Origin of the sequence: Micromonospora sp. NRRL B-16802 (assembly GCF_001279555.1) — a bacterium.
GTDB lineage: Bacteria > Actinomycetota > Actinomycetes > Mycobacteriales > Micromonosporaceae > Micromonospora > Micromonospora profundi.
The window spans coordinates 306,142-327,748 of sequence record NZ_LGEB01000064.1; the positions used below are offsets into that span (position 1 = coordinate 306,142).

Annotated in this window: 19 protein-coding genes; 10 read left to right on the top strand and 9 right to left on the bottom strand. The window is 69.4% G+C overall.

Annotated features, from left to right (window positions below; genetic code table 11):
- Positions 1 to 236 precede the first annotated feature (236 nt).
- The gene (locus ADK66_RS18075; protein WP_082377526.1) at positions 237 to 1,898 is read left to right on the top strand and encodes an alpha-galactosidase; all 1,662 of its coding nucleotides are present in this window, start codon (positions 237 to 239) and stop codon (positions 1,896 to 1,898) included.
- Between the two features lie 209 nt (positions 1,899 to 2,107).
- On the opposite strand, the gene ADK66_RS18080 is transcribed toward ADK66_RS18075, so the two are convergent.
- Together ADK66_RS18080 and ADK66_RS18085 are read right to left on the bottom strand one after the other, a co-directional pair.
- Positions 2,108 to 3,100, bottom strand: a complete 993-nt coding sequence (locus ADK66_RS18080; RefSeq protein ID WP_255353041.1) for a family 43 glycosylhydrolase — start codon at positions 3,098 to 3,100, stop codon at positions 2,108 to 2,110.
- 32 nt (positions 3,101 to 3,132) lie between these two features.
- Entirely contained in the window at positions 3,133 to 4,158 is a 1,026-nt protein-coding gene (locus ADK66_RS18085; protein ID WP_053656781.1) for a LacI family DNA-binding transcriptional regulator, read from the bottom strand.
- A 359-nt stretch (positions 4,159 to 4,517) separates the two neighbouring features.
- Here ADK66_RS18085 and ADK66_RS18090 point away from each other — a divergent pair, with 359 nt between their 5' ends.
- From ADK66_RS18090 to ADK66_RS18105, 4 genes are read left to right on the top strand one after another with little or no spacing between them, the layout of a single operon-like run.
- Positions 4,518 to 5,873 carry an ABC transporter substrate-binding protein gene (locus tag ADK66_RS18090; protein WP_082377527.1) on the top strand — a complete coding sequence of 452 codons (1,356 nt, stop codon included), beginning with the start codon at positions 4,518 to 4,520 and terminating at the stop codon, positions 5,871 to 5,873.
- The gene (locus ADK66_RS18095; RefSeq protein ID WP_053656783.1) at positions 5,870 to 6,841 is read left to right on the top strand and encodes a carbohydrate ABC transporter permease; all 972 of its coding nucleotides are present in this window, start codon (positions 5,870 to 5,872) and stop codon (positions 6,839 to 6,841) included. Before ADK66_RS18090 ends, ADK66_RS18095 begins: the two co-directional genes overlap by 4 nt.
- Positions 6,838 to 7,662: a carbohydrate ABC transporter permease gene (locus ADK66_RS18100; RefSeq protein WP_053656785.1), complete on the top strand. Its 825-nt coding sequence runs from the start codon at positions 6,838 to 6,840 to the stop codon at positions 7,660 to 7,662. Before ADK66_RS18095 ends, ADK66_RS18100 begins: the two co-directional genes overlap by 4 nt.
- Before the next feature lie 3 nt (positions 7,663 to 7,665).
- The gene (locus ADK66_RS18105) at positions 7,666 to 8,820 is read left to right on the top strand and encodes a serine hydrolase domain-containing protein (RefSeq protein WP_053656787.1); all 1,155 of its coding nucleotides are present in this window, start codon (positions 7,666 to 7,668) and stop codon (positions 8,818 to 8,820) included.
- Positions 8,821 to 8,895: 75 nt separating this feature from the next.
- On the opposite strand, the gene ADK66_RS18110 is transcribed toward ADK66_RS18105, so the two are convergent.
- Complete coding sequence (locus ADK66_RS18110) at positions 8,896 to 9,780, bottom strand: SGNH/GDSL hydrolase family protein (RefSeq protein WP_053656789.1); 885 nt, start codon at positions 9,778 to 9,780, stop codon at positions 8,896 to 8,898.
- Positions 9,781 to 10,071: 291 nt separating this feature from the next.
- Here ADK66_RS18110 and ADK66_RS18115 point away from each other — a divergent pair, with 291 nt between their 5' ends.
- The gene (locus tag ADK66_RS18115) at positions 10,072 to 11,658 is read left to right on the top strand and encodes a glycoside hydrolase family 43 protein (protein ID WP_053656791.1); all 1,587 of its coding nucleotides are present in this window, start codon (positions 10,072 to 10,074) and stop codon (positions 11,656 to 11,658) included.
- A gap of 140 nt (positions 11,659 to 11,798) precedes the next feature.
- Here ADK66_RS18115 and ADK66_RS18120 read toward each other — a convergent pair whose 3' ends face one another.
- Entirely contained in the window at positions 11,799 to 13,139 is a 1,341-nt protein-coding gene (locus ADK66_RS18120; protein WP_053656793.1) for a hypothetical protein, read from the bottom strand.
- 656 nt (positions 13,140 to 13,795) lie between these two features.
- On the opposite strand from ADK66_RS18120, the gene ADK66_RS18125 reads away from it, so the two are divergent.
- The 3 genes from ADK66_RS18125 to ADK66_RS18135 are packed head-to-tail and all read left to right on the top strand — an operon-like array spanning position 13,796 to position 16,714.
- A complete protein-coding gene (locus tag ADK66_RS18125) occupies positions 13,796 to 14,803 on the top strand; it encodes an ABC transporter permease (RefSeq protein WP_053656795.1) in 1,008 nt (335 codons plus the stop codon).
- A 40-nt stretch (positions 14,804 to 14,843) separates the two neighbouring features.
- The gene (locus tag ADK66_RS18130; RefSeq protein ID WP_053656797.1) at positions 14,844 to 15,896 is read left to right on the top strand and encodes an ABC transporter substrate-binding protein; all 1,053 of its coding nucleotides are present in this window, start codon (positions 14,844 to 14,846) and stop codon (positions 15,894 to 15,896) included.
- Complete coding sequence (locus ADK66_RS18135) at positions 15,896 to 16,714, top strand: ATP-binding cassette domain-containing protein (RefSeq protein WP_053656798.1); 819 nt, start codon at positions 15,896 to 15,898, stop codon at positions 16,712 to 16,714. Before ADK66_RS18130 ends, ADK66_RS18135 begins: the two co-directional genes overlap by 1 nt.
- A gap of 44 nt (positions 16,715 to 16,758) precedes the next feature.
- On the opposite strand, the gene ADK66_RS18140 is transcribed toward ADK66_RS18135, so the two are convergent.
- The 5 genes from ADK66_RS18140 to ADK66_RS18160 form a co-directional block, all read right to left on the bottom strand.
- Complete coding sequence (locus ADK66_RS18140; RefSeq protein ID WP_053656800.1) at positions 16,759 to 17,451, bottom strand: FadR/GntR family transcriptional regulator; 693 nt, start codon at positions 17,449 to 17,451, stop codon at positions 16,759 to 16,761.
- Between the two features lie 8 nt (positions 17,452 to 17,459).
- Positions 17,460 to 18,854 (bottom strand): enolase C-terminal domain-like protein, encoded by a 1,395-nt coding sequence (locus tag ADK66_RS18145; protein WP_053656802.1) that lies wholly within the window; start codon positions 18,852 to 18,854, stop codon positions 17,460 to 17,462.
- A 201-nt stretch (positions 18,855 to 19,055) separates the two neighbouring features.
- Positions 19,056 to 19,463, bottom strand: coding sequence for an arsenate reductase ArsC (locus tag ADK66_RS18150; RefSeq protein WP_053656804.1), 408 nt, complete (start codon positions 19,461 to 19,463; stop codon positions 19,056 to 19,058).
- Complete coding sequence (gene arsB, locus ADK66_RS18155) at positions 19,460 to 20,566, bottom strand: ACR3 family arsenite efflux transporter (RefSeq protein WP_053656805.1); 1,107 nt, start codon at positions 20,564 to 20,566, stop codon at positions 19,460 to 19,462. The genes ADK66_RS18150 and arsB overlap by 4 nt, the downstream gene beginning before the upstream one ends.
- 58 nt (positions 20,567 to 20,624) lie before the next feature.
- Positions 20,625 to 20,999 (bottom strand): helix-turn-helix transcriptional regulator, encoded by a 375-nt coding sequence (locus ADK66_RS18160; protein WP_053656808.1) that lies wholly within the window; start codon positions 20,997 to 20,999, stop codon positions 20,625 to 20,627.
- 100 nt (positions 21,000 to 21,099) lie between these two features.
- Between ADK66_RS18160 and ADK66_RS18165 the strand changes: the two genes are divergently transcribed.
- The gene (locus ADK66_RS18165) at positions 21,100 to 21,597 is read left to right on the top strand and encodes a GNAT family N-acetyltransferase (RefSeq protein ID WP_053656810.1); all 498 of its coding nucleotides are present in this window, start codon (positions 21,100 to 21,102) and stop codon (positions 21,595 to 21,597) included.
- The last annotated feature ends 10 nt before the right edge of the window (positions 21,598 to 21,607 follow it).

Sequence of the window (21,607 nt, forward strand, 5' to 3'; positions counted from 1 at the left end):
TAATCCCCAGGGAGTGAGTCAGTCGGTGTGTCTCGCCGTGCCCAGGACCGCGTCCTGCGGTCGAGTCTGGTCGGCGGCCATCCACCGAGGGCGGGTTCGCAACATATGGAAGTAGTTGAATTCCTCGAAACGTCTCCGTAACATGACGTGGGCTTCTGTTAACGCTAACAGCACGGCCGTTCACCCCGCCCGGCATCCGTCCGTGGTGGACGACATCACCGAAAGGATGGCTGCGTATGAAGCGAATCATCCGACCCCGCCGATGGGGGCGGGCAGCGGCGGCCGCGCTGCTGCTCGCCGCCGTCCTGGTCGGCATCCGCGTCCCGATGGCCCAGGCGCTGGAGAACGGCGTGGCCCGGACCCCACCGATGGGCTGGAACAGCTGGAACTCGTTCGGCTGCAACATCAACGAGGCGCTGATCCGGCAGACGGCCGACGCCATCGTCAGCAGCGGGATGCGCGACCTCGGCTACGAGTACGTAGTGGTGGACGACTGCTGGTTCAACCCCAATCGCGACAGCTCCGGCAACATCCAGGGCGACCCGACGCGCTTCCCCAGCGGGATGAAGGCGCTCGGTGACTACCTGCATGCCCGTGGCCTGAAGTTCGGCCTCTATCAGGTGCCTGTCGACAAGACCTGCGCCCAGTACTTCGGCGCCTACCCGGGAGCGACGGGCAGCCGGGGCCACGAGGTCCAGGACGCCCGGCAGTTCGCCGCCTGGGGCGTCGACTTCCTCAAGTACGACTGGTGCTCGCCGAACGGCAGCATCGACGAGCAGGTGGCCACGTTCGCGAAGATGCGCGACGCGCTGGCCGCGACCGGCCGGCCGATCGTCTACAGCATCAACCCCAACAGCATCCACGCCAAGACCGGTCCGCTGCGCGACTGGAGCGACGTGTCAAACATGTGGCGGACCACCGAGGACATCACCAACGCGTGGGACACCGGCCAGACCAACGGTTACCCGATGGGGATCCAGAACATCATCAACGTGAACGTTCCCCTGGCCCGGTACGCCCGGCCCGGCGGGTTCACCGACCCGGACATGATGGAGGTCGGCCGGGGCGGCATGAACGACACCGAGATGCGCAGCCACTTCGCGATGTGGGCGGTCATGGCGTCGCCGCTGATCGCCGGCAACGACGTCCGCTCCATGTCGTCGGCGACCCTGACCATCCTGACCAACCGCAACCTGATCGCCATCAACCAGGACTCGCTCGCCCTGCAGGCCACGCAGGTCTCGTTCGACGGCACCCGTCGGGTGCTCGCCAAGCCGCTGGCAAACGGTGATGTGGCGGTCGCCCTCTTCAACCAGGGCGGCTCGACGACGACGATTTCCACGACGGCTGCCGCCATTGGCAAGTCCGGCAGCTCCTTCACGCTTGTGGACGCCTGGAGCAACTCGACAAGCAGCAGCACCGGCACCATCTCCGCGAGCGTCCCGGCCCACGGCACCGTTGTGTACCGGGTCAGTGGCGGTGGCACCACAACTCCGCCGCCCACGACTCCGCCGCCGACGACGTCGAGCGCGTTCGCCAGCGCCGCCTCGGGTCGGTGCCTGGACGTCCCGAACAGCAACACCGCGAACGGCACCCAGCCGGTGATCTGGGACTGCAACGGTGCGACCAATCAACGCTGGACGGCGAACGGCCAGACCCTGCAGTCGCTCGGCAAGTGCCTGGACGCGCCGCTGAACGCCACGGCGGGCGCGAAGGTCCAGATCTGGGACTGCAACGGCGGCGCCAACCAGCGCTGGACCGTCAACGCCAACGGCACGATCAGCGGCGCTCAGTCGGGCCTGTGCCTCGACGTGAACAACAACGCAACCGCCAACGGCACCCCGGTGATCCTCTGGTCGTGCACGGGGGCGGCCAACCAGCGCTGGACCCAGCGCTAGACGAGTGATCCGCCGATCCGAGCAGTGGCGCGGGCGTCCCCGCGCCACCGCTCGGGGGCCGCTGCGAAGGCGGCCGGGTACCTCCATGGGCGTGATTCCGCTCTGGCATCAGGACGCCAGAGCGGAATCACGCTCCGGTGCGGTGCGTGATCGGTCGCGCCGACCAGGAGCCGGCCTGCCGATCCGCCCGGCGACACAGGGCGCTGACGTCAGCCCGTCGCTGCCGCTCCCACCGGGTCCCCGATCAGTCCGGTCGACGCGCGGTAGCGCACCGGAACAGGGTCGGTGATCTCACCGACGAACGTCCCGTCGACGTGGTCGAGGAACCCGATGAGCGACCACGTGCCAGCGGGTCCGGGCACCAGGCGGGGCGCGTACAGGTGTGGGTGCGCGAACGGCTGGGCGGACGCGACGTCCCACGGGCCGCTGACGCTCGCGCCGGGGACCACCCAGATCCGGTGGTCGTCGCTGCGGGCGCTGGAGGTGGCGTCGGTGGAGAAGAGCAGCAGGGGCTGCCCGTCCACGACCGCGACCTGGGGGACCTCCAGGTGGCCGAACCCGGCCGGAGCCGACAGTGGTGGCTGGACCGTCCAGGTGACCAGGTCGGGGGAGGTGGCGTGACCGACGACTCCCCGGGCGTCTGCCGCCCCGGTGTTGGCGCGTGCCGTGATGAGCATGTGCCAGCCCTCGCCGTCGGGATCGGGGAACACCCACGGGTCGCGCCACGCCTGCTCGTACCAGAGGTCCCGGTCGAGCATTTCGTACCAGGTCGGATCGGCCTGCACGATCGGGTCGGTGCCGTGCCGGTGCCAGGTGGTCAGGTCGTCGGAGACGGCAAGGCCGATGCGCTGGACGAGGCCGTTCTCGGCACGACTCACGCCGGTGTAGTACAGATACCACCGCCCGTCCGGGCCGCGGACCGTGCACCCGGTCCACGTCGCCAGGTCGTCCCACGCGGGGGCGTCGGCGGGCACCACGGCGTCGGCGACGAGGCGCCAGGAGCGCAGGTCCGTCGAAACGGCGTGGCCGATCGTGGCGCGGTGGTGGCGGCGGTGCGGGTCGTGCAGGGCGCGGGACGCGCGCAGGAAGAACATGTGCCAGAGGCCGGTGTCGTCCTGCGCGTACCAGCTGTCCCACACCCAGTGGTCGGCTAGACGAAGCATGGCCGGAAACCTAGCACTAAACCGTTTTAGCTGGAACAGCCCGTAACCCGACGTGACGGCCGTGGCGGGAGCTACCCGGCGGGAGGCGCGAGGGACTTGCGGCGACGCAGGGGCATCGGGACCAGCGTCGGCTCGGCGGCCCCGCCGTCAAGCAGCAGCTCGACCGCGCGTCGCCCCATCTGCTCGTGGGGCAGTGCGGTGGTGGCGAGGCCGGGGCGCAGCCAGGCAGCGATCGGGTCGTCGTCGAACGAGATCACCGACATGTCGTCGGGGACGGTCAGCCCCGCCTCGCCGAGCGCCTGGTACGCGCCGAACGCCAGCCGGTCGTTCATGCAGATCACCGCGCTGGGTCGCTGCTGCCTGTTGAGGAGCCCGCGCATGGCGGCGTAGCCGTGCTCGGGCAGCCAGTCGGTGCAGAAGCACTCGGCCAGCAGCGTGACGCCCGCGTCGCCGAGCGCCTGGTGGATGCCGCGCAGACGCGCCCGGGCCGCGAGGGACACCTCGGGGTCGCCCTCCTTGAGCCGGTTGCGCCCGATGAGTGCGATCGCGTCGCGGTGCCCGTGCTCCAGCAGGGCGGTGGCCACGGCGTGGCCGGCCCGGTCGTCGTCGGGAAGCACGCTCGGCAGGGTGTCGGAGCTTGTGGCGTTGAGCAGCACCACCGGCCCGCCGAGGATGGCCTGCGGCACCGTGAGTCGTCGGGTGGCCATCGCCGCGTAGATCACCCCGTCGACCTGCCGGTCGAGCATGGCCTCGATGGCGTACTGCTCGAATGTGGCGTCGCCCTGCGTCTCGGTGATGAGCAGTACGTGGTCCCGCTCCCGGGCGGCGTCCAGGGCGCCGCGGATGAGGCCACCGGCGAAGCGGGTGGTGGCGACGATGTCGGAGACGAAGGCGATGGTGGCCGTCTTGCGGGTGCGCAGGCTGCGCGCGGCGAGGTTGGGCCGGTAGCCGAGTTCCTCGGCGGCGGCGAACACCCGCTGGTGTGCCTCGGCCGACAGCCGGGTGCCCTCCCGGCCGTTGAGCACCATCGACGCGGCGGTCTTGGACAGCCCTGCTCGCCGCGCGACGTCGGCCAGGGTTGCTCTGTTGCGGCCCATCAGTCCTCCGAATCAGGCGCGGCGCCACGGACACCGCTCCCGCCCATCATGATGCGTCGTCGTCCGAGGGCCAGCCCCGGTTCCGCCCGCAGTGGTGTGAACTCGACGTTTCCAGACCGTTGCAGGGTGGTCCTTGACAGCTTCTCGCCTCACGCGCATGCTCTGCTAAATCAGTTTAGCGACCACCTTTTGCGTGCTCTGGTCGCCGCGCTGAGGGTCATTGGTGACGGTACGCGTGCTGCTGCGGTGCGACCGGTCGCGACGTGCGCGTCGTGTCGGTGCTCCGGCTGTGGCGGTCCCGGTGGAGCCGTCCCGCAGCCATGGTCGCGGGACGCGCGGAGGAATCAAGGAGTCATAAAATGGCAGTATTGCTGACAAATTTGTCGCGACGTCGAGCGCTGCTCCTCGCGCCGCTGCTGGCCGTCGGGCTGGCCGCGACGGCCTGTAGCGCGCCGGGCACCGACCGGTCGTCGAACGCAGAGCCCGACGCCGCCGTCAAGACGGAACTGGGCGCCGACCCGATCACCCTGGAGATGTACGCGGAGACCGGCTTCCCGCTGGCCAAGGCACTCGCCGACGAGTTCTCCAAGCAGCACCCGAACGTCACGTTCAACATCCGCGAGGACCAGTTCACTGTGATCGTGGAGAACGCACCGCGGGTGATGGCCTCGGACAACTCGCCCGACATCATCCGGCTGCCCACGATGGTCGACCTGGTGAAGGACAACCTGCTCAAGAACCTGGACCCCTACTTCACCGCGTACGGCTGGGACAAGTTCCCGGCATCGCAGCTGATGCAGTTGCGCGTCGGGGAGAACATCCGGGGCAACGGGTCGCTGTACGGGATGGGGCTGGGTTACAGCGTCACCGGCGTGTTCTACAACAAGAAGCTGGCCCAGCAGGTCGGCATGACCCAACCGCCGGCCACCGTTGCCGAGTTCGAGGAGCTGCTGGCCAAGGCGAAGGCCGGCGGCGTTCAGCCGATCATGCAGTTCAACAAGAACACCGCGGGTATCAACTTCCCGCACCAGGCGCTGCAGAACCAGTTCGGCGACCCGACGCAGGTCGCTGACTGGATCTTCCAGAAGCCGGGGGCCACCTTCGACACCCCGGCCGCGCTGAAGGCCACCCAGACCATCCAGAAGTGGGCCCAGGCCGGCTACTTCCCGAAGGACGCCAACGCCGTGGACTACGCGGCGATGGTGGGGGAGTTCCAGAAGGGCAACGGCCTGTTCATGTTCAACGGTGACTGGGAGTCGGCCAACCTGGACAAGGCGATGCCGGGCAACGTCGGCTTCTTCCTGTTCCCCGCGGAATCCGCAAGTGGCAAGCACGTGGCGATGTCCGCCCCGAACACCTTCGGCGTCTCCGCAAAGGCCAAGAACGCTGACGCCGCCGCGTACTTCCTGAACTGGGCCCACACCAACGCCAAGGCCCGCGAGATCGCGGTGACGGTCGGCGGTTCCAGCCCCGGCGGCCCGAGCGACCTGCCGGTGCCGGCCGCCGCCCCGAACACCGTCCTGGCCGAGACGCTCAAGGCGTCCCAGCAGCTCGGTGCCGAGAACGGCGCTGTCGACTTCACCGCGAACGCGACAGGCGGCATCTTCGCCGCCGCGATCACCCCCGAGATGCAGAAGCTGATCGCCGGCCAGCAGACGCCCGAGGGGTACGTGAAGGCGGTCCAGGCCGAGTACGAGAAGGAACTGTCCCGATGACGTCTGCCCTCGGCAGCGCACCAACCGGGCGGGACGACACGGTGTCGTCGCCGGATCGTCCCGCCCACCCCTCGTCCACGCGGGCCCACCGACGTCGGTGGGCCCGCGCGGCCGGGACCGGCTGGTTGTACGTCCTGCCCGCCCTGGTGATGTACGCGATCTTCGTCCTCCGCCCCCTCGCCCTGACCGTCCAGTACTCGCTGTACGAGTGGAACGGGATCGGCGTGGCCCGCTGGGCGGGTCTGGACAACTACCTCACGGTGTTCACCGACAGCGACCTGCTGAAGATCATCGGCAACGCGATCATCCTGATCGTCTTCTTCAGCTTCATTCCGGTGGCGCTCGGGCTGCTGGTGGCCAGCGTGGTCCGCCGGATCACCACCGGAGCGTTCGGGACCGTGGTCCGGACGATCCTCTTCCTGCCACAGGTCATTCCACTCGTGGCGGCGGGCATCGCGTGGAGCTGGCTGCTGTCGTCGAACGGCCTGATCAACCAGGTGCTGCGCGCGGTCGGTCTGGGCGGCCTCGCCCGCGCCTGGCTCGGCGACTTCGACACGGCGCTGCCGGCCGTGGGCGTGATCGGTGCCTGGGTCCTGCTCGGTCTCTGCACGATCCTGCTTGTCACCGGCATGAGCAAGATCGATCCTGCGCTCTACGAGGCAGCCCGCCTCGACGGCGCCGGGCCGGTCCGGGAGTTCCTCGCGGTGACCCTGCCCAGCCTGCGGCAGGAGATCGGCGTCTGCCTCACCGTGACGATCATCGCCGCGCTTGCCAGCTTCGACATCGTCTACATCTCCACAAGCGGCGGTCCCGGCCTGCAAACCACGGTTCCCGGTCTGGAGATCTACCGCCTCGCCTTCTCGCAGCGTCAGGTCGGGTTGGCCTCGGCGCTGGCGGTCGTGCTGATGGTGCTGGTGCTGGCCTTCGTGCTGCCGATCCAGCGACTGACCCGGGGGGAGAAGCCGTGAACCTGAGCCGACGTGAACAACTGACAGGCCGGCTGTTCCTGATCGCCCTTGTCCTGGTCACCCTGCTGCCGTTCGTGAGCATGCTGTCGGCGGCGTTGCAGCCGCGCGGCACCGTGCCCAGCGGCCTGGCATGGCCGTCGGACCCGCAGTGGGGCAACTTCGCCGACGCCTTCACCGCCGCGAACATGGGCGCTCTGCTGCGCTCCAGCCTGCTCATCGTGGCCGGTGTCGTGCCGGTGTCGGTGCTCATCGCCACCATGGCCGGTTTCGGGCTCGGCCAGCTGCGGGTGCCCGGCGGCCGGTTCGTCTTCGGGCTGTTCCTACTCGGTCTGACACTTCCCTTCGAGGCCGTGGTCACCCCGCTCTACTACCAGATGCAGGACCTCGGTCTGCTCAACACCCGGTGGGCGATCATCCTGCCGCTGATCGGCCTGTACATGCCGTTCGCCGTGTTCTGGATGCGCGCGCACTTCACGAACGTGCCTGTCGAGTTGTCCGAGGCGGCGAAGGTGGACGGCGCCAGCACGTGGCAGCTGTTCTGGCGGGTCCAGGTGCCGCTCGCCCGGCCGGCAATCGCCTCACTGACGATCCTGATGTTCCTCTGGACGTGGAACCAGTTCCTGCTCGCCATCGTCCTCGTCGACGACGCCACCAAACGCACGATGGCCGGGGCTCTGGGTGCATTCCAGGGCCAGTGGGGCACCGACCTGGTGCTGCTGTGCGCTGGCTCGCTGCTCATCCTCACCCCTACCCTCATCGTGTTCCTGATCTTCCAGCGACAGTTCATCAAGGCCCTGATCCAGGGCTCAGTGAAGGGATAGGCAGTGGCCACGCAGCCGCAGATCCACGGCGACGCCGACGACGGCTACGGGCGCGTCGCCGACGTCTTCCGCGACAACTTCGTCTCCCGGGGCGAGGTGGGCGCCGCGGTCACGCTCTACGTGCGGGGACGCAAGGTCGTCGACCTGTACGGCGGGCTGGCCGACACCCGCACCGGGCGGCAGTGGGAGGCCGACACTCCCGTCGTCGTGTTCTCCTGCACCAAGGGGATCCTGGCGATCTGCGCCTACCTCCTGGCGCAGCAGGGGCGGCTGGACCTCGACGCGCCCGTGACGCGCTACTGGCCGGAGTTCGGCCAGCACGGCAAGGACCACGTTCCGGTGCGCTGGCTGCTCACCCACCAGGTCGGGCTGCCGGCCCTGGACCGTGCGCTGACCCTCGACGAGATCCTCGCGTGGGATCCGGTCATCAAGGCGATCGAGGCGCAGGCCCCGCTGTGGCAGCCCGGCACGGCACACAGCTACCACGCGATGACGTACGGCTGGCTCGTCGGCGAGGTGATCCACCGCGTCACGGGGCAACTGCCCGGCGCGTTCTTCCGCGACGCCGTCGCCGAGCCGCTGGCGCTGCGTACCTGGCTGGGGCTTCCCGCGTCCGAACGCGACACCGTCGCCCGGAACCTGGCCCCACCGCCGGAGGCCGATCCGTTCGTCGACCCCGTGGCCGAGCGCGGCATCACAATGGGCGGTGCCTTCGCCTTTCCCGCCGACGCCGACGGCCTGGTCAGCTTCAACGACCCCGCCATCCAGGCCGCCGGAATTCCGGGGGCGGGCGCGGTGAGCACCGCCGAGGGCCTCGCTCGCCTCTACGCGGCCTGCGTGTCCGACATCAGGGGCGGGCCGCTGCTGAGTGCCGCGTCCGTGGACGACGCGGTCGTCGTCCGCTCGCACGGCCAGCAGCGGCACGGCCCACCGGGCACCGGTCAGCGGTGGGGGACCGGCTTCCTGCTGGACTCGCCGCCGGCCCGGCCGCTGCTCGGCGCGAGCAGCTTCGGTCACGACGGCGCCGGTGGGAACCTCGCCTTCGGCGACGCGCGGCACGCTGTGGGTTTCGGCTACGTGGTCAACCAGATGTACGGGGCGGGCGACGAGCGCGCCAACCGGCTGACCGCCGCCGTCCGCTCCTGCCTTCCGGCCTGACCCGATCCGCGCGTCGACACGACGCCACCGGCCCCGCCCTGGGGTGGGCGGGGCCGGTGGCGGACGTGCGTGCGGTCAGCTGTTCAGCGTGGCCAGCAGCGCGGTGGCCATGCCCTGCTCGCCTCGGGCGTTCGGATGGAACGGGGCGGCCGCGTTCTGCGGCACGAGACCTTCGACCCAGCGGGTGCCGCTGCCCTTGCACGCGTCCCGGCCGATCGACGGGGTGTAGACGTCGGAGTAGGTGGCGCCGTTCGCGGCGGCCGTGCGGGCCAGCATGGAGTTGAGTGACTTCTCGATGGTCCGCAGGTACGGCACGTCCTGGTAGGCGACCGGTACGACGGGCCAGCAGCCGTAGCCGGTGTCCGGCACGATCGCCGGGTAGCCGAGCACCACGACCCGCGCGCCGGGCGCGGCCCGGCGGGCCGCCTGGAGCACGGCCGTCACCTTCGGGGCCGTGGCGGCGATCCTGGCCTGGAGCTGGTCGGTGCCCCCGGCCGTGTAGCGGTCCCGGCACGGCGAACCGAGTGGACTGCTGAGGCTCGCCTGCGCGCAGTCGCCGATGATGCCGGCGAAGCCGATGTCGTTGCCGCCGATCTGCACTGTCACCAGGGCGGTGTTCGAGGTGACAGCGTTGATCTGCGGTGGGGTCGCGATGCCCAGTTGGCCGCTGCCGCCGTAGAGGATGTCGTCGGTGGTGGCGCCGGAGCAGCTCACGTCCACGAACGACGACGAGCCCGCGGAGGCGGCGACAAGCGACGGATAGTTGCGGCTGGACCGCAGGCAGTTCAGGTCGACCTGGGTGGGGACCAGCGGGCCGGAGGTGTACGAGTCGCCGAGCGCGACGTAGCGGCCGGTGGGTACGGCGGCGGCGGCGGGTGCGGCGGCGGCGAGCAGCACGCCGGCGGTCGCTGCGGCGAGTGCGGTCAGCCGGAGGGCTGCCCGCAGGAGGGGACGGTTCATGGCGCCTCCCAGAGGCATCGCGGTGGTGGTGCCAAGATCCTCACCCGATGACGCCGTCACCAATATAGACATTCGTCCATAAAGATTGGCAGCTATGGCTCTGGCGCGATGGCGCGCGGGTGTTGCGGGGATACTTCGGGCATGTGTCATCGGTCCCCTTGACAGCCGATGTGAGCGATAACACGATGGCCCTCACGTTCGCGATCCCGGCTGGGCAGAACGCGCCCACGGCGCGGCTGTTCGCCGAGACCCCGTTGACGAACATCCCTCGACCGACCCGGAGCCGCACCTATGGACTTCACACTGGATGACGTGGCGGTGGCGGGTGCCGCGCTTCCACCACCCCGATCGAAGACGATCGAGGTCGTCGGCAAACTGCCGGGCGAGCACAACCCGTTGATCGGGCACAAGTTCGGCGCCGACGGCTTCGGCTTCGTGCACGACGGCCGGGTGTACATGTACCTGACCAACGACACCCAGGGCTACGCCCCGGATCCAGTCACCGGTGTCTCGCCGGCAATCAACTACGGCGACATCAACCAGATCACGGTGATCTCCTCGGAGGATCTCGTGAACTGGACGGACCACGGCGAGATCCAGGTCGCGGGCCCGGACGGGGTGGCACGCTTCACCGCCAACTCGTGGGCGCCCGGCATCGCCAGGAAGGTGGTCGACGGCGAGGAGAGGTTCTTCCTCTACTACGCCAACAGTGGCGACTCCACCAACGTGATCACGGGTAGCACCCCGCTCGGCCCGTGGACCAGCGAGCGCACGAGCACGTTGATCAACGACAGCACACCCGGTGCCGAGGACGTCGCGTGGAAGTTCGACCCGACGCCCTTCGTGGACGACGACGGCCGGACCTACCTCTACTTCGGCGGCGGTCCCGCTTCGACGGGCATGCCGCCGGCCGAACGCTTCAACAACCCGAAGAACCTCCGGGTCATCGCACTCGGCGACGACATGGTCTCCACCGAAGGGGCGGCCGCGGTGGTCGACGCCCCCGTCGCCTTCGAGGCGGGCCACGTGTTCACGCGCGGGGGCAGGTACTACTTCACGTACTCGTCGCACTTCGGCGGGAGCGACTTCGGTGGCAGCCAGCAGCCGATTCCCGGCTACCCCGATGCCGGCCAGATCGGCTACCTGATCTCCGACGACCCGATGTCGTGGCCGAAGGAGACCTACGCCGGCGTCCTCTTCCCCAACCAGTCCCAGTTCTTCGGCGCCGGCACCGGTGGCAACAACCACCAGTCGGTGTTCGAGTTCGAGGGGCGGTACTACTTCACCTACCACGCCCCGACGCTGAACAAGCGCATCAACGGCGACACCACCCAGGGCTACCGCAGCCCGCACATCCAGGAGTTGACCTTCCGCCCGGACGGCACCATCGAGCAAATCGTCGGCACGTACGCCGGGGTGGAGCAGGTCCGCCACTTCGACCCGTACCGCGTCTTCGAGGCCGAGACCTTCGGTTGGAGCAAGGGTGTCGCGACCTCGAAGGCCGACCGCCCCTCCGCGCAGTTCGACGCCGCGGCACCGAACCTGGTGGTCAGTGACATCCACGACGGCGACTGGACGGCGCTGTCGTCAGTGGACTTCGGCGACGACGGTGCACGCGGCGTCACGGCCACGGTGCGGGCCCTCGCCACGGGCGCCCGGATCCAGGTCAGGCTGGATGGTGTCGACGGTCCGGTGGTCGGTACGATCGCGGTCGACAGCCCGGCCGGTCAGTGGGCCGAGGTACGCGCGGAGTTGACGGGCGTCAGCGGCGTGCACCACGTCTACTTCACCTTCAGCGGTCCGGCCGGCGTCGAACTCTTCGAGATCGACTCCTGGGCTTTCGAGGCGGCCACCGCGCCCAGCCCGAGCTGCCGGTGACGATCAGCGCGCAGGCGCCGTGACTCGCGCCCGAGCCCATCCGAGCCACCGACCGTTGCACGCACGACGCAAGCCGATCGCGACGACAGGGGCTCCCCGGACGACGTCGCCCGGGGAGCCGCACATCGCCTGTCGGGGTGTCAGCCGCCAGCCCCGGCCGGCTTGGTCTGGCCGAGCAGCCAGCGCAGGATGCTGCTGTCCTCGTAGGTCGGCCCGAACGCCGCGTGGTAGTCCGGCAACGAGAACGCCGAGTCGGCGTACTCGGTGTAGCGGACAAGGTTCGCGGCCTGCTCCGGGCTCTTGCCCCGGGCCTGGTACGCCTGCCGCAGCAGCGTGGAGGAGTTCCGCGCGCCCGTGACGTTGAGCAGGTGGTCGTGCTCACCGTGGGTGATCCAGACCGGCACCTCGCCCGCCGCGATCGCGTTTGCCTGCGTGGCGTTGACGGGGAACCCGCCGGTCACCAACCCGCCCGCGAACAGGCCCGGACGCTTGGCGAACGCCTCCCACAGCAGTTGGGAGCCGTACGAGACGGTGGTCGCGTACACCCGGCGGGTGTCCACGGGGAACTGACGGACGAACTGGTCGAGCAGCTTCACCAGCAGGTCGGCCTCGGCGGCCCCGCCGACCCGCTGATGCTGCGGCGCCAGGACGATCACGTCCTCGGAACTGCCGGTCCAGCTGGACTGCAACCACGCCGTCGCCGGGATGTCGGCGGCGAGCTGTACGCCGAGGTTGTCGCCGTCCCAGCCCATGCCGTGCCCGGGCAGGACGACCATCAGCGGGTACGTGCGGCCGGGCTGGTAGTTCTTCGGCAGGTGGTAGTGGTACGGCAGCACCATTCCACCGCTGAGGAACGAGCCGTAGGTGAACTCGTCGACAAGCTTGTTGACCGGCTTCTCGGTGACCGGGCGGGACTCGCGCGGTGTGGCCCTGGCGAGCACCGGCCCCTTGCCGGCGCCCTTACCGGGCTGCGCGTGCACGTCCTTGCGCTGCACGACGCGGGTGGGCAGCTCGGGATTGACCTTCACTGTGCACAGGAAGGTGGGGCACTTGGAGACGATGACCGTCCAGCCGCCGGTGTCGGCGGGGTCCAGCTCCACGATGACGTACCGGCCGGGTGCCGACTGCTGGTCCGTCCGGGTGTTCGGCGCGTCGTTCGTGTAGGTGTGGGTGATGGTCCGGTCGGCGAGCTTCGGCAGGTCCTCGATCGGGTTGAAGCGGAAGTTGTAGGTGGTGTCGGCGACCGTGAAGGTGGCGTTGTCGAGGGTGCGGGGGTTGACCGTCGCGCCGTACTCGATGGCCACGGCGGAGACCTTCTGGCCGTACGTGTAGACCGTGGTGATGGGGGTGATGCTGCGGATCCCGTCTCCGCTGCCGTGGGCCGGGCCGGTGCCACCGCCGGTGGCGGCGTAGGCGGTGCCGGAGGCGACGGTCAGGACGAGGGCGGCGAGAAGTGGGACCAGTCCTCTTCGCAGTCTCATGCGAGTCCTTTCTCGAGCGGGCACCCGTCTCTGGCGTTCGACGCCGGGAGGGGGACGGGCGAGTGGCCGCTAAACTGATTTAGCAGAGCATGGTTGCCGCCCTGGTGAGTAGTCAATACCGAGCCGCAAATCGGCGCTGTCAGCCCTCGACTGCCGCCGTCTCCGGGAGTGCGACGGCCGCGACGCGCCGGAATGTCGGGCATCGAGCGGGGGCGCGGACGACATGCTGTGGCGGAACATCGTCTGTTATCGATAACATGCGCACTGGGAGTCGCCGGGCCGGCTGCCTTGCGACGGCTTGGGGCAAGCGCGTTACCGCTAACAGGGCTGCCGGAGTTGCTGCACCGGTGCGTCCGGCGTGGACCTACCGGCGCGTCCGGCCGTCCCGTGCTGCCCGCCGACAGGGCTGAGCGAGTTTGATCAGACGTATGCGCTCCGAAACGCGAGCGGCGACGGCAAAACATGGCGTAGCACCTTGGCAACGTCGATGAATCCGTGGCATGGTAACGCCTGATCAACAGAAACATCTGATCTATCGCGTAGGTGTGGGGCCGTGCGTGACTTCCTGAGGAGGTCCGGTTGCTGACAGGTACTCGGTTCACCAGCGACGCCGTGCCCGTCGTCGGCGAGTCGGTCGGGAAAGGACGGTCCCGGCGATGAGCGCCGTCGAGGCGACCCCGGCAGCGCGGGGCGGCGCGTTCACCGACCGGCTCCGTGAGTGGGTCTCGCACGCCGTCGCCGAGTTCACCGCCGCCACCGCGCTCGTCGTCCTGTTCATCGCGCTGAGCATCGCGAGCCCGTACTTCCTGACGGCGGACAACCTGTTCAACATCGGCGCGCAGACGGCGGTGATCGCCATCATCGCCGCCGCGCAGACGATGGTCATCATCACCGGGGGCATCGACCTGTCGGTCGGATCGGTCGCCGCCCTCGCCGGTGTGACAGGGGCGATTGTCGTCCGTGACCTGGGTTTCCCGCTCCTCGCGGCGACAGCCGTCGCGATCGGCGTCGGCGCGCTGGCCGGGCTCGTCAACGGGCTGCTGGTGACAGTGGCCCGGATTCCCCCGTTCATCGCGACTCTGGGGACGATGTCCGCCGGTCGCGGCCTGGTCTTCATCATCACCGGAGCCGTCGGAGTGTACGGACTGCCCCGGTCCTTCCAACTGCTCGGCAACGGTGAGATCGTCGGCATCCCGTTCGCCGTGGTGATCACCGCCGTGGTCGCCGTGGGGGTCGCGTTCCTGCTGTCACAGACCCGCTTCGGCCAGTACACGTACGCGATGGGCTCCAACCTGGAGGCGGCCCGCCGCTCGGGCATCCGCGTGGGTCGCCACCTGACCGGCGTCTACGTCCTGGCGGGCGTCCTGGTCGGGCTGGGCGGCATGATCGCCGCCTCCCGGGTCAACTCCGGCCAGCCGAACTACGGCATCTCGCTGGAACTCGACGTCATCGCCGCCGCTGTCATCGGCGGCGCCAGCCTCTTCGGTGGCCAGGGCCGGATCGTCGGGACCATCATCGGCGCCTTCCTCATCGCGCTGGTCCGCAACGGCGCCGTCCTGCTCGACATCAGCATTCACTACCAGCAGGTGATCGTCGGCGTGATCATCTGGGCCGCCGTCTACTTCGACCAGTACCGCCGCCGGCGGCTGGAGTCCCGGGGCTGACCCGCCGTTCCCGCAGTCCGACAGAGGAAGGACGCACACCATGGCACACACCACCACCAGCCGGCGGACCCGAGGACGGCGCCTGCGTGCGCCGGGCCTGCTCGCCGCCGCCGCTGTCGTCGCCCTGCTCGGCGCCTGCGGCGGGGTCGAGGTCCGCGACGGCGGCGACGGCGGGTCGACCGACGCCAGCGGTCCGTTGAAGCTCGCCGTCGTGCCCAAGGCCGTCGGCGCCGACTACTGGAACACTGTGAAGGCCGGCGCCGAGTGTGCCGCCCAGCGCGCCGGTGACGTCACAGTGCAGTGGGACGGCGTGACGACCGAGACGGACGTCGAGGGCCAGGTCAACCTGATCCAGAACTTCGTCACCAGGAAGGTCGACGGCATCGTCTACGCGGCCACCGACTCCCGGGCGCTGGCACCGGCCACCGAGCAGGCGCTGGGCGCCGACATCCCGGTCGCGATGATCGACTCCGGCACCAGCCCACAACCCTCGACGGTGCCGCTGTTCGCCACTGACAACCGCGCCGCGGCCGGCGAGGCGGCGAAGTTGCTCGCGACCGAGCTGGGCCCCGGCAACCACGAGGTGGCACTCGTTGAGTTCCAGCCGGGCTCGCAGACGAACACCGAGCGGGTCGAGGGCTTCAAGAGCGGCCTGGCCGCATATCCCAACCTGAAGCTCGTCGGGCAGCAGCCCAGCCGCAGCGACGTCAACGAGGCACGTCGGGTGACCGAGAACATCCTGACCGCCAACCCGAACCTCGCCGGGGTCTTCGCGGCCAACGAGCAGAGCGTGCTCGGCGCCGCCCAGGCCATCCAGGCGGCGAACAAGTCCGGCAAGGTCGTCATCATCGGCTGGGACGCCGCGCCCGACGAGATCGCCGGGCTGCGCAGCGGTCAGATCTCCGCGCTCGTCGTGCAGAACCCGTTCAAGATGGGCTACTTTGGCGTCGACAAGATGGTCAAGCACCTGCGCGACAAGACGCCGTTGGCGTCGGCGGACACCGGCGTCACGTTCGTCACCAAGGCCAACATCGACTCGGCCGAGATCAAGGCAGTGCTCGAACCGAGCTGCGCCAACCCGCCGGTGCAGTGATGGCGACCAGTCCCTCGGCGGTCAGCGACGGCGACCAGCGCCACGTCCCCGACGAGCCGCCGGTGCTCGAAGCCCGTGGCATCGTCAAGCGGTTCGGCCACGTCGAGGCGCTGCGCGGCGCTGACTTCACCGTCGGCAGGGGCGAGGTCGTGGCGCTCATCGGCGACAACGGCGCCGGCAAGAGCACGTTGATCAAGACGTTGTCCGGAGTGCACACTCCCGACGAGGGCGAGATCCGGGTGGGTGGCGTTGCGGTCCGGTTCGCCACCCCCGTCGACGCCCGCTGCGCCGGCGTGGAAACCGTCTACCAGGACCTCGCGGTCGCCGACGACCTCAGCGTCGCCGCCAACCTCTACCTCGGCCGGGAGATCCTGCGCTCCGGGCCGCTGGGCCGGCTCGGGCTGCTCGACAAACGCGCCATGCGGCAGGGGGCCGCCGAGGCCCTCGACCAACTCGGCGTACGGATCCCGCGGGTCACCACACCCATCGCGATGCTGTCCGGCGGGCAACGGCAGTGTGTCGCAGTCGCCCGGGCGATCATCTGGGCGACGAACGTCGTCATCCTCGACGAGCCCACAGCGGCGCTCGGCGTCGTCCAGACCGCCCGGGTGCTCGACGTCGTCCGGCGTGCCCGCGACGCCGGCATGTCCGTGGTGCTTGTCAGCCACAACATGCCGCAGGTCCTGGAGATCGCCGACCGGGTGGAGGTGCTGCGTCTGGGCCGGCGGGCGGCCCGGCTACGCGCCGACGAGGTCACCACCGACGACCTGGTCGCGGCGATGACCGGGAGCACGAGCGTCGAGCGGGACGAACGGTGAGATAGGCAGCCGGGAGAGGGCGGGCACGCGGCTCGACGCCCGCCCTACTCCTCGGGCAGCCACTGCAACGACTCCTCCACCCCGATGAGATGGTTGGCCATCCGAATGCGGGCCCGCTCCGGGTCGCGTGCCACGAGCGCCTTCAGGATCGCCACGTGCTCGTCGTGGGTGCGGCGGTCGGCGCCCTCCTCGTGCAGGCTCCGCCAGAGCCGTCCCCGCACGGTACGCCCGGCGAACGCCTCGATCAGGCCGGTGAGCACCGGATTGTCGGCGTGCACGGCGATGATCCGGTGAAACGCGATGTCGATCTCGATGATCCGCTCGTGGTCCTGCGGCGACTGACCGACGATCCGTGCCGCCTCGTCGAGCAGTTCCTCGGCCTGGGCCAGGGCCTCGTCGGTCATCCTGGTCGCCGCCAGGCGGGCCGCCTCGCACTCCAGCAGGCGGCGGACGGTGTGGATGTGCCGAGGGTCGCCCTGGCCCTGGAAGTCGACGACGAAACCCATCGGGGCCAGCAGTTGCGGCGCGTCGAGGTTCGTCACGTACGTGCCGTCGCCCTGGCGGATGTTGACGATGCCGAGGATCGACAGCGCCGACATGCCCTCACGCAGCGATCCGCGCGAGACACCGAGCGACTCGGCGAGGTCCTTCTCGATGGGCAGCCGGTCCCCAGGCTTGAACGACCCTTCGAGGATCATCCGCTTGATGCCGTTCACGACCTCGTCGGTGCGAGACATGACACCTCCTAGCGGCCGGCCGGGGTGGCCGTCCCACCCGCGACGACGTACGGCTCCGGAGATGACACGGTAGCCGGATCCGCCGCCGCCCAGTAGTGCCCGTCGGGGAACCGGTAGAGGGCTGTCGATTCCGGGCGCATCCGCGTGGAGTAGCCGGGCATGACGGGCAGGACGTACCCGCTGCCCGAGCCGGTGTCCCGCACGACGCACGGGTCGGTGAAGTGCTCGTGCAGGTGGTCGACGAATTCGGTGACCCGGCCGGTGAGATCACCGGAGATCGCGACGTAGTCGAGGACCGAGATGTGCTGGACCATTTCGCACAGCCCGACGCCGCCGGCGTGCGGACACACGGGGACGTCGAACTTCGCGGCGAGCAGCAGCACGGCGACGATCTCGTTGATGCTGGCCAGCCGGCCGGTGTCCAACTGGCAGAAGTCGATCGCCCCGGCCTGGAACAACTGCTTGAACATCACCCTGTTGTGGCAGTGCTCCCCGGTGGCGACGCCGATGGGTGCCACGGCACGGCGGACTGCCGCGTGCCCCAGGATGTCGTCGGGGCTTGTCGGCTCCTCGATCCACAGTGGTTCGAAGCGGGCGAGTGCCGTGACCCACTCGATGGCCTGTCCGACGTCCCACACCTGGTTGGCGTCGATCATCAGGTGGCGGTGCGGGCCGAGGATGTCCCGGGCGATCCCGCAGCGGCGGATGTCGTCGTCGAGGTCGGCGCCCACCTTGAGCTTGACGTAGCCGTAGCCCGTGTCGACAGCCTCCTGGCAGAGCCGGCGCAGCTTGTCGTCGCCGTAGCCGAGCCAACCTGCCGACGTCGTGTACGCGGGGTATCCGGTGCGGGCGAGCTCGGCGAGCCGATCGGCCTTCGTGCTCTCCTTGGCGCGGAGGATGGACAGGGCCTCGTCCCGGGTCAGCGCGTCGGAGAGATAGCGCAGGTCGGCGATGTCGACGAGCTGCTCGGGGGACATGTCGACGAGCAGCCTCCACAGTGGCTTGTCGGCGAGCCGGGCGACCAGGTCCCACGCCGCGTTCAACACGGCCGCCAACGAGAGGTGGATGACGCCCTTTTCCGGGCCGAGCCAGCGCAACTGGGAGTCGGAGGTGAGGTGACGGTAGACCGCACCCATGTCGGCGGCCATCGTTGCCACGTCCATGCCGACCAGCCTGTTGGCCTGGTGCACCGCCGCCGCGGCGACGATGTCGTTGCCCCGGCCGATGGTGAAGGTCAGCCCGTGGCCAGCCAGTGGCACGCCTGCGCTGTCGATGCCGTCGGTGTGCAGTGTGACGTAGGCCGCCGAGTAGTCGCCGTCCTTGTTCATGGCGTCGGACCCGTCGGCTGTCAGCGAGGTGGGGAAGCGGACGTCCTCGACGGTGACGGCGGTGATCTGCGGCATGCGCTCCTCGCCCGATTCGGCAAAAGATCGGATGATCAACAGGAGTATACGGACGCGCCGATCCGGACGTCAACGGCGCTGAATGGCTGTTGACCCCGTATGAATTGCGGATTATGAGAGCCATTCGTTACGATCATTGACTCCATACATCAAATCTTTGTAGATTCCTCGGCGTTCCGGCTAGGTGCCGACTCCGAGCGCTCAGACAGTCGAGGGCAGGTCGGCGATGAGCCGCTGAACCCGGTCGCGGATCTCGTCGCGGATCGGGCGGACGGCGTCGACGCCCCTGCCCGCCGGGTCGTCGAGTTTCCAGTCCTCGTACCGCTTGCCGGGGAAGACCGGGCAGGCGTCGCCGCAGCCCATTGTCACGATGATGTCGGACGACTCGGCGGTGGCGTACTCGAGGATCCTGGGGGTCTGGTCGGCGATGTCGATGCCGACCTCCCGCATGGCCTGCACGACCGCCGGGTTGACCGACTCGGCCGGGGCCGATCCGGCGGAGCGCACCTCGACGGCGTCGCCGGCAAGGTGGCGCAGCCAACCGGCGGCCATCTGCGAACGGCCGGCGTTGTGCACGCAGACGAACAGGACGCTGGGCTTGTCGCTCACGGGGTTGTCCTTCCGGCCGGTGGCGCCTCGGCGCTTGTGGTGAAGAATCGGCGCGCCCACAGGGCGACGTAGACGAGCCCGACCAGGACGGGCACCTCGATCAGCGGACCGACGACCCCGGCGAGCGCCTCGCCGGAGGTGACGCCGAAGGTGCCGATCGCGACGGCGATGGCGAGTTCGAAGTTGTTGCCCGCGGCGGTGAACGCGAGCGTCGTGGTCCGCTCGTAGCCGAGACCGATGGCGCGGCCGAGAGCGAAGGAGCCGGCCCACATGACTGCGAAGTACGCCAGCAGGGGGAGGGCGATGCGGGCGACGTCAACAGGCCTGCTGGTGATGGCGTCACCCTGGAGGGCGAACAGGATCACGATCGTGAACAGCAGCCCGTAGAGGGCGGCGGGGCCGATCCTCGGCAGGAGACGTGTCTCGTACCACTCGCGGCCCCTGGCGCGTTCGCCCAGGCGGCGGGTGAGGTAGCCGGCGAGCAGTGGGATGCCGAGGAAGACCAGGACGTTGCCGGCGAGGTCCCAGCCCGACATGCTCAGTTCGGCGCCGGGCAACCCCAGCCAGCCGGGAAGCACGGACAGGTAGAACCAGCCGAGCAGGCCGAAGGCGAGGACCTGGAACACCGAGTTGAGCGCCACCAGGACGGCGGCGGCCTCCCGGTCGCCGCAGGCCAGGTCGTTCCAGATGATCACCATGGCGATGCAGCGCGCCAGACCGACGATGATCAAACCGTTCCGGTACGCCGGCTGGTCAGCAAGGAAGACCCAGGCCAGGACGAACATCACAGCGGGGCCGACGAGCCAGTTGAGGGCCAGCGAGGAGATCAACAGGTGGCGGTCGCCGGTGACGGTGTCGAGCCGGTCGTAGCGAACCTTGGCCAGCACCGGGTACATCATGATCAGCAGTCCGGCCGCGATCGGCAGCGAGATTCCGCCGATCGTCACCGCGTTCAGGGCGGTGTCCAGGCCGGGAATCAAGCGGCCGAGGAGCAGCCCGGCGAGCATGGCCAGCCCGATCCAGACCGGCAGGAACCGGTCGAGCCGGGAGAGCCTGCCGGCCACGTTGCTCCCGGGCGGGCGCGACAGCAGGTCGGTGCTCATGACCGCACCCCGTGGTCGGCGGAGGCGCGGAGGTCGTCGGGTAGGTGGCGGTCGTCGGTCACGACTGCGCCGGTTCGGTGGCGAGCAGGGCGGCGAGCTGCCGCAGGACGGCCGGCCGGGCCCGGTAGTAGACCCAGGTGCCACGACGCTCGGCGTCGACGAGCCCCGCCTGGCGCAGCGTTCGGAGGTGGTGCGAGATGGTCGGGCCGGTCAGGTCGAACGCGGGAGTGAGATCGCAGACGCAGATCTCGCCACCTTCGGCGGAGGCGATCATCGACAGGAGTTGCAGCCGTACCGGATCGCCCAGGGCCTTGAACGCGGGGGCGAGTGCCACAGCGGTCTCGGCCGGCACGCGGTGCTGAGTCAGGGAGGGGCAGCACGGCGCGTCCATGGCTGGGTCGACGGGTGCGGGGGGAGCCGCCTGTTGTGACATCGCTCTAGGTTGACAGGCATCTAATCAGCGTGCAAGTGTCTGATTCGACAGGCGTCAAGACAGGCGTTCCGATCCCCGTCGACCCGAACGGAGGCCGCCGATGGCCGATATCAGCGTGCGACCCATGGCCGCCGCCGACGCGGGCCCCGTCCTGGCGATCTACCAGGCCGGGCTCGACGCGGGCAACGCCAGCTTCGAGGTCACCGCGCCGACCTGGGCGGCGTTCGACACCACCCGACTGGCCGCGCACCGCTTCGTGGCGGTCGATCGCGCCGGCACCGTGCTCGGCTGGATCGCGGTCTCGCCGACGTCGACGCGCGCCGTCTACGCGGGCGTGGTCGAGCACTCGGTCTACGTCGACCCGACCGCCCAGGGGCAGGGGATCGCCCGACTGCTGCTCGACACGCTCGTCGCCTCGACCGAGGCCGCCGGCATCTGGACGATCCAGTCCGGGATCTTCCCGGAGAACGTCGCCAGCCTGCGCCTGCACGAGCGGGCCGGGTTCCGCGTCGTCGGCGTCCGCGAACGAGTCGGCCGCCACCACGACCGCTGGCGGGACGTCGTCCTGCTCGAACGCCGCAGCCCCACCGTCACCTGACGCGCCAGCA

Coding starts and splice junctions, on each gene's coding strand:
- ADK66_RS18075 (WP_082377526.1), top strand. CDS start 237: ATGAAGCGAATCATCCGACCCCGCCGATGGGGGCGGGCAGCGGCGGCC.
- ADK66_RS18085 (WP_053656781.1), bottom strand. CDS start 4,158: ATGGGCCGCAACAGAGCAACCCTGGCCGACGTCGCGCGGCGAGCAGGG.
- ADK66_RS18090 (WP_082377527.1), top strand. CDS start 4,518: ATGGCAGTATTGCTGACAAATTTGTCGCGACGTCGAGCGCTGCTCCTC.
- ADK66_RS18095 (WP_053656783.1), top strand. CDS start 5,870: ATGACGTCTGCCCTCGGCAGCGCACCAACCGGGCGGGACGACACGGTG.
- ADK66_RS18110 (WP_053656789.1), bottom strand. CDS start 9,780: ATGAACCGTCCCCTCCTGCGGGCAGCCCTCCGGCTGACCGCACTCGCC.
- ADK66_RS18115 (WP_053656791.1), top strand. CDS start 10,072: ATGGACTTCACACTGGATGACGTGGCGGTGGCGGGTGCCGCGCTTCCA.
- ADK66_RS18120 (WP_053656793.1), bottom strand. CDS start 13,139: ATGAGACTGCGAAGAGGACTGGTCCCACTTCTCGCCGCCCTCGTCCTG.
- ADK66_RS18125 (WP_053656795.1), top strand. CDS start 13,796: ATGAGCGCCGTCGAGGCGACCCCGGCAGCGCGGGGCGGCGCGTTCACC.
- ADK66_RS18130 (WP_053656797.1), top strand. CDS start 14,844: ATGGCACACACCACCACCAGCCGGCGGACCCGAGGACGGCGCCTGCGT.
- ADK66_RS18135 (WP_053656798.1), top strand. CDS start 15,896: ATGGCGACCAGTCCCTCGGCGGTCAGCGACGGCGACCAGCGCCACGTC.
- ADK66_RS18140 (WP_053656800.1), bottom strand. CDS start 17,451: ATGTCTCGCACCGACGAGGTCGTGAACGGCATCAAGCGGATGATCCTC.
- ADK66_RS18145 (WP_053656802.1), bottom strand. CDS start 18,854: ATGCCGCAGATCACCGCCGTCACCGTCGAGGACGTCCGCTTCCCCACC.
- arsB (WP_053656805.1), bottom strand. CDS start 20,566: ATGAGCACCGACCTGCTGTCGCGCCCGCCCGGGAGCAACGTGGCCGGC.
- ADK66_RS18160 (WP_053656808.1), bottom strand. CDS start 20,999: ATGTCACAACAGGCGGCTCCCCCCGCACCCGTCGACCCAGCCATGGAC.
- ADK66_RS18165 (WP_053656810.1), top strand. CDS start 21,100: ATGGCCGATATCAGCGTGCGACCCATGGCCGCCGCCGACGCGGGCCCC.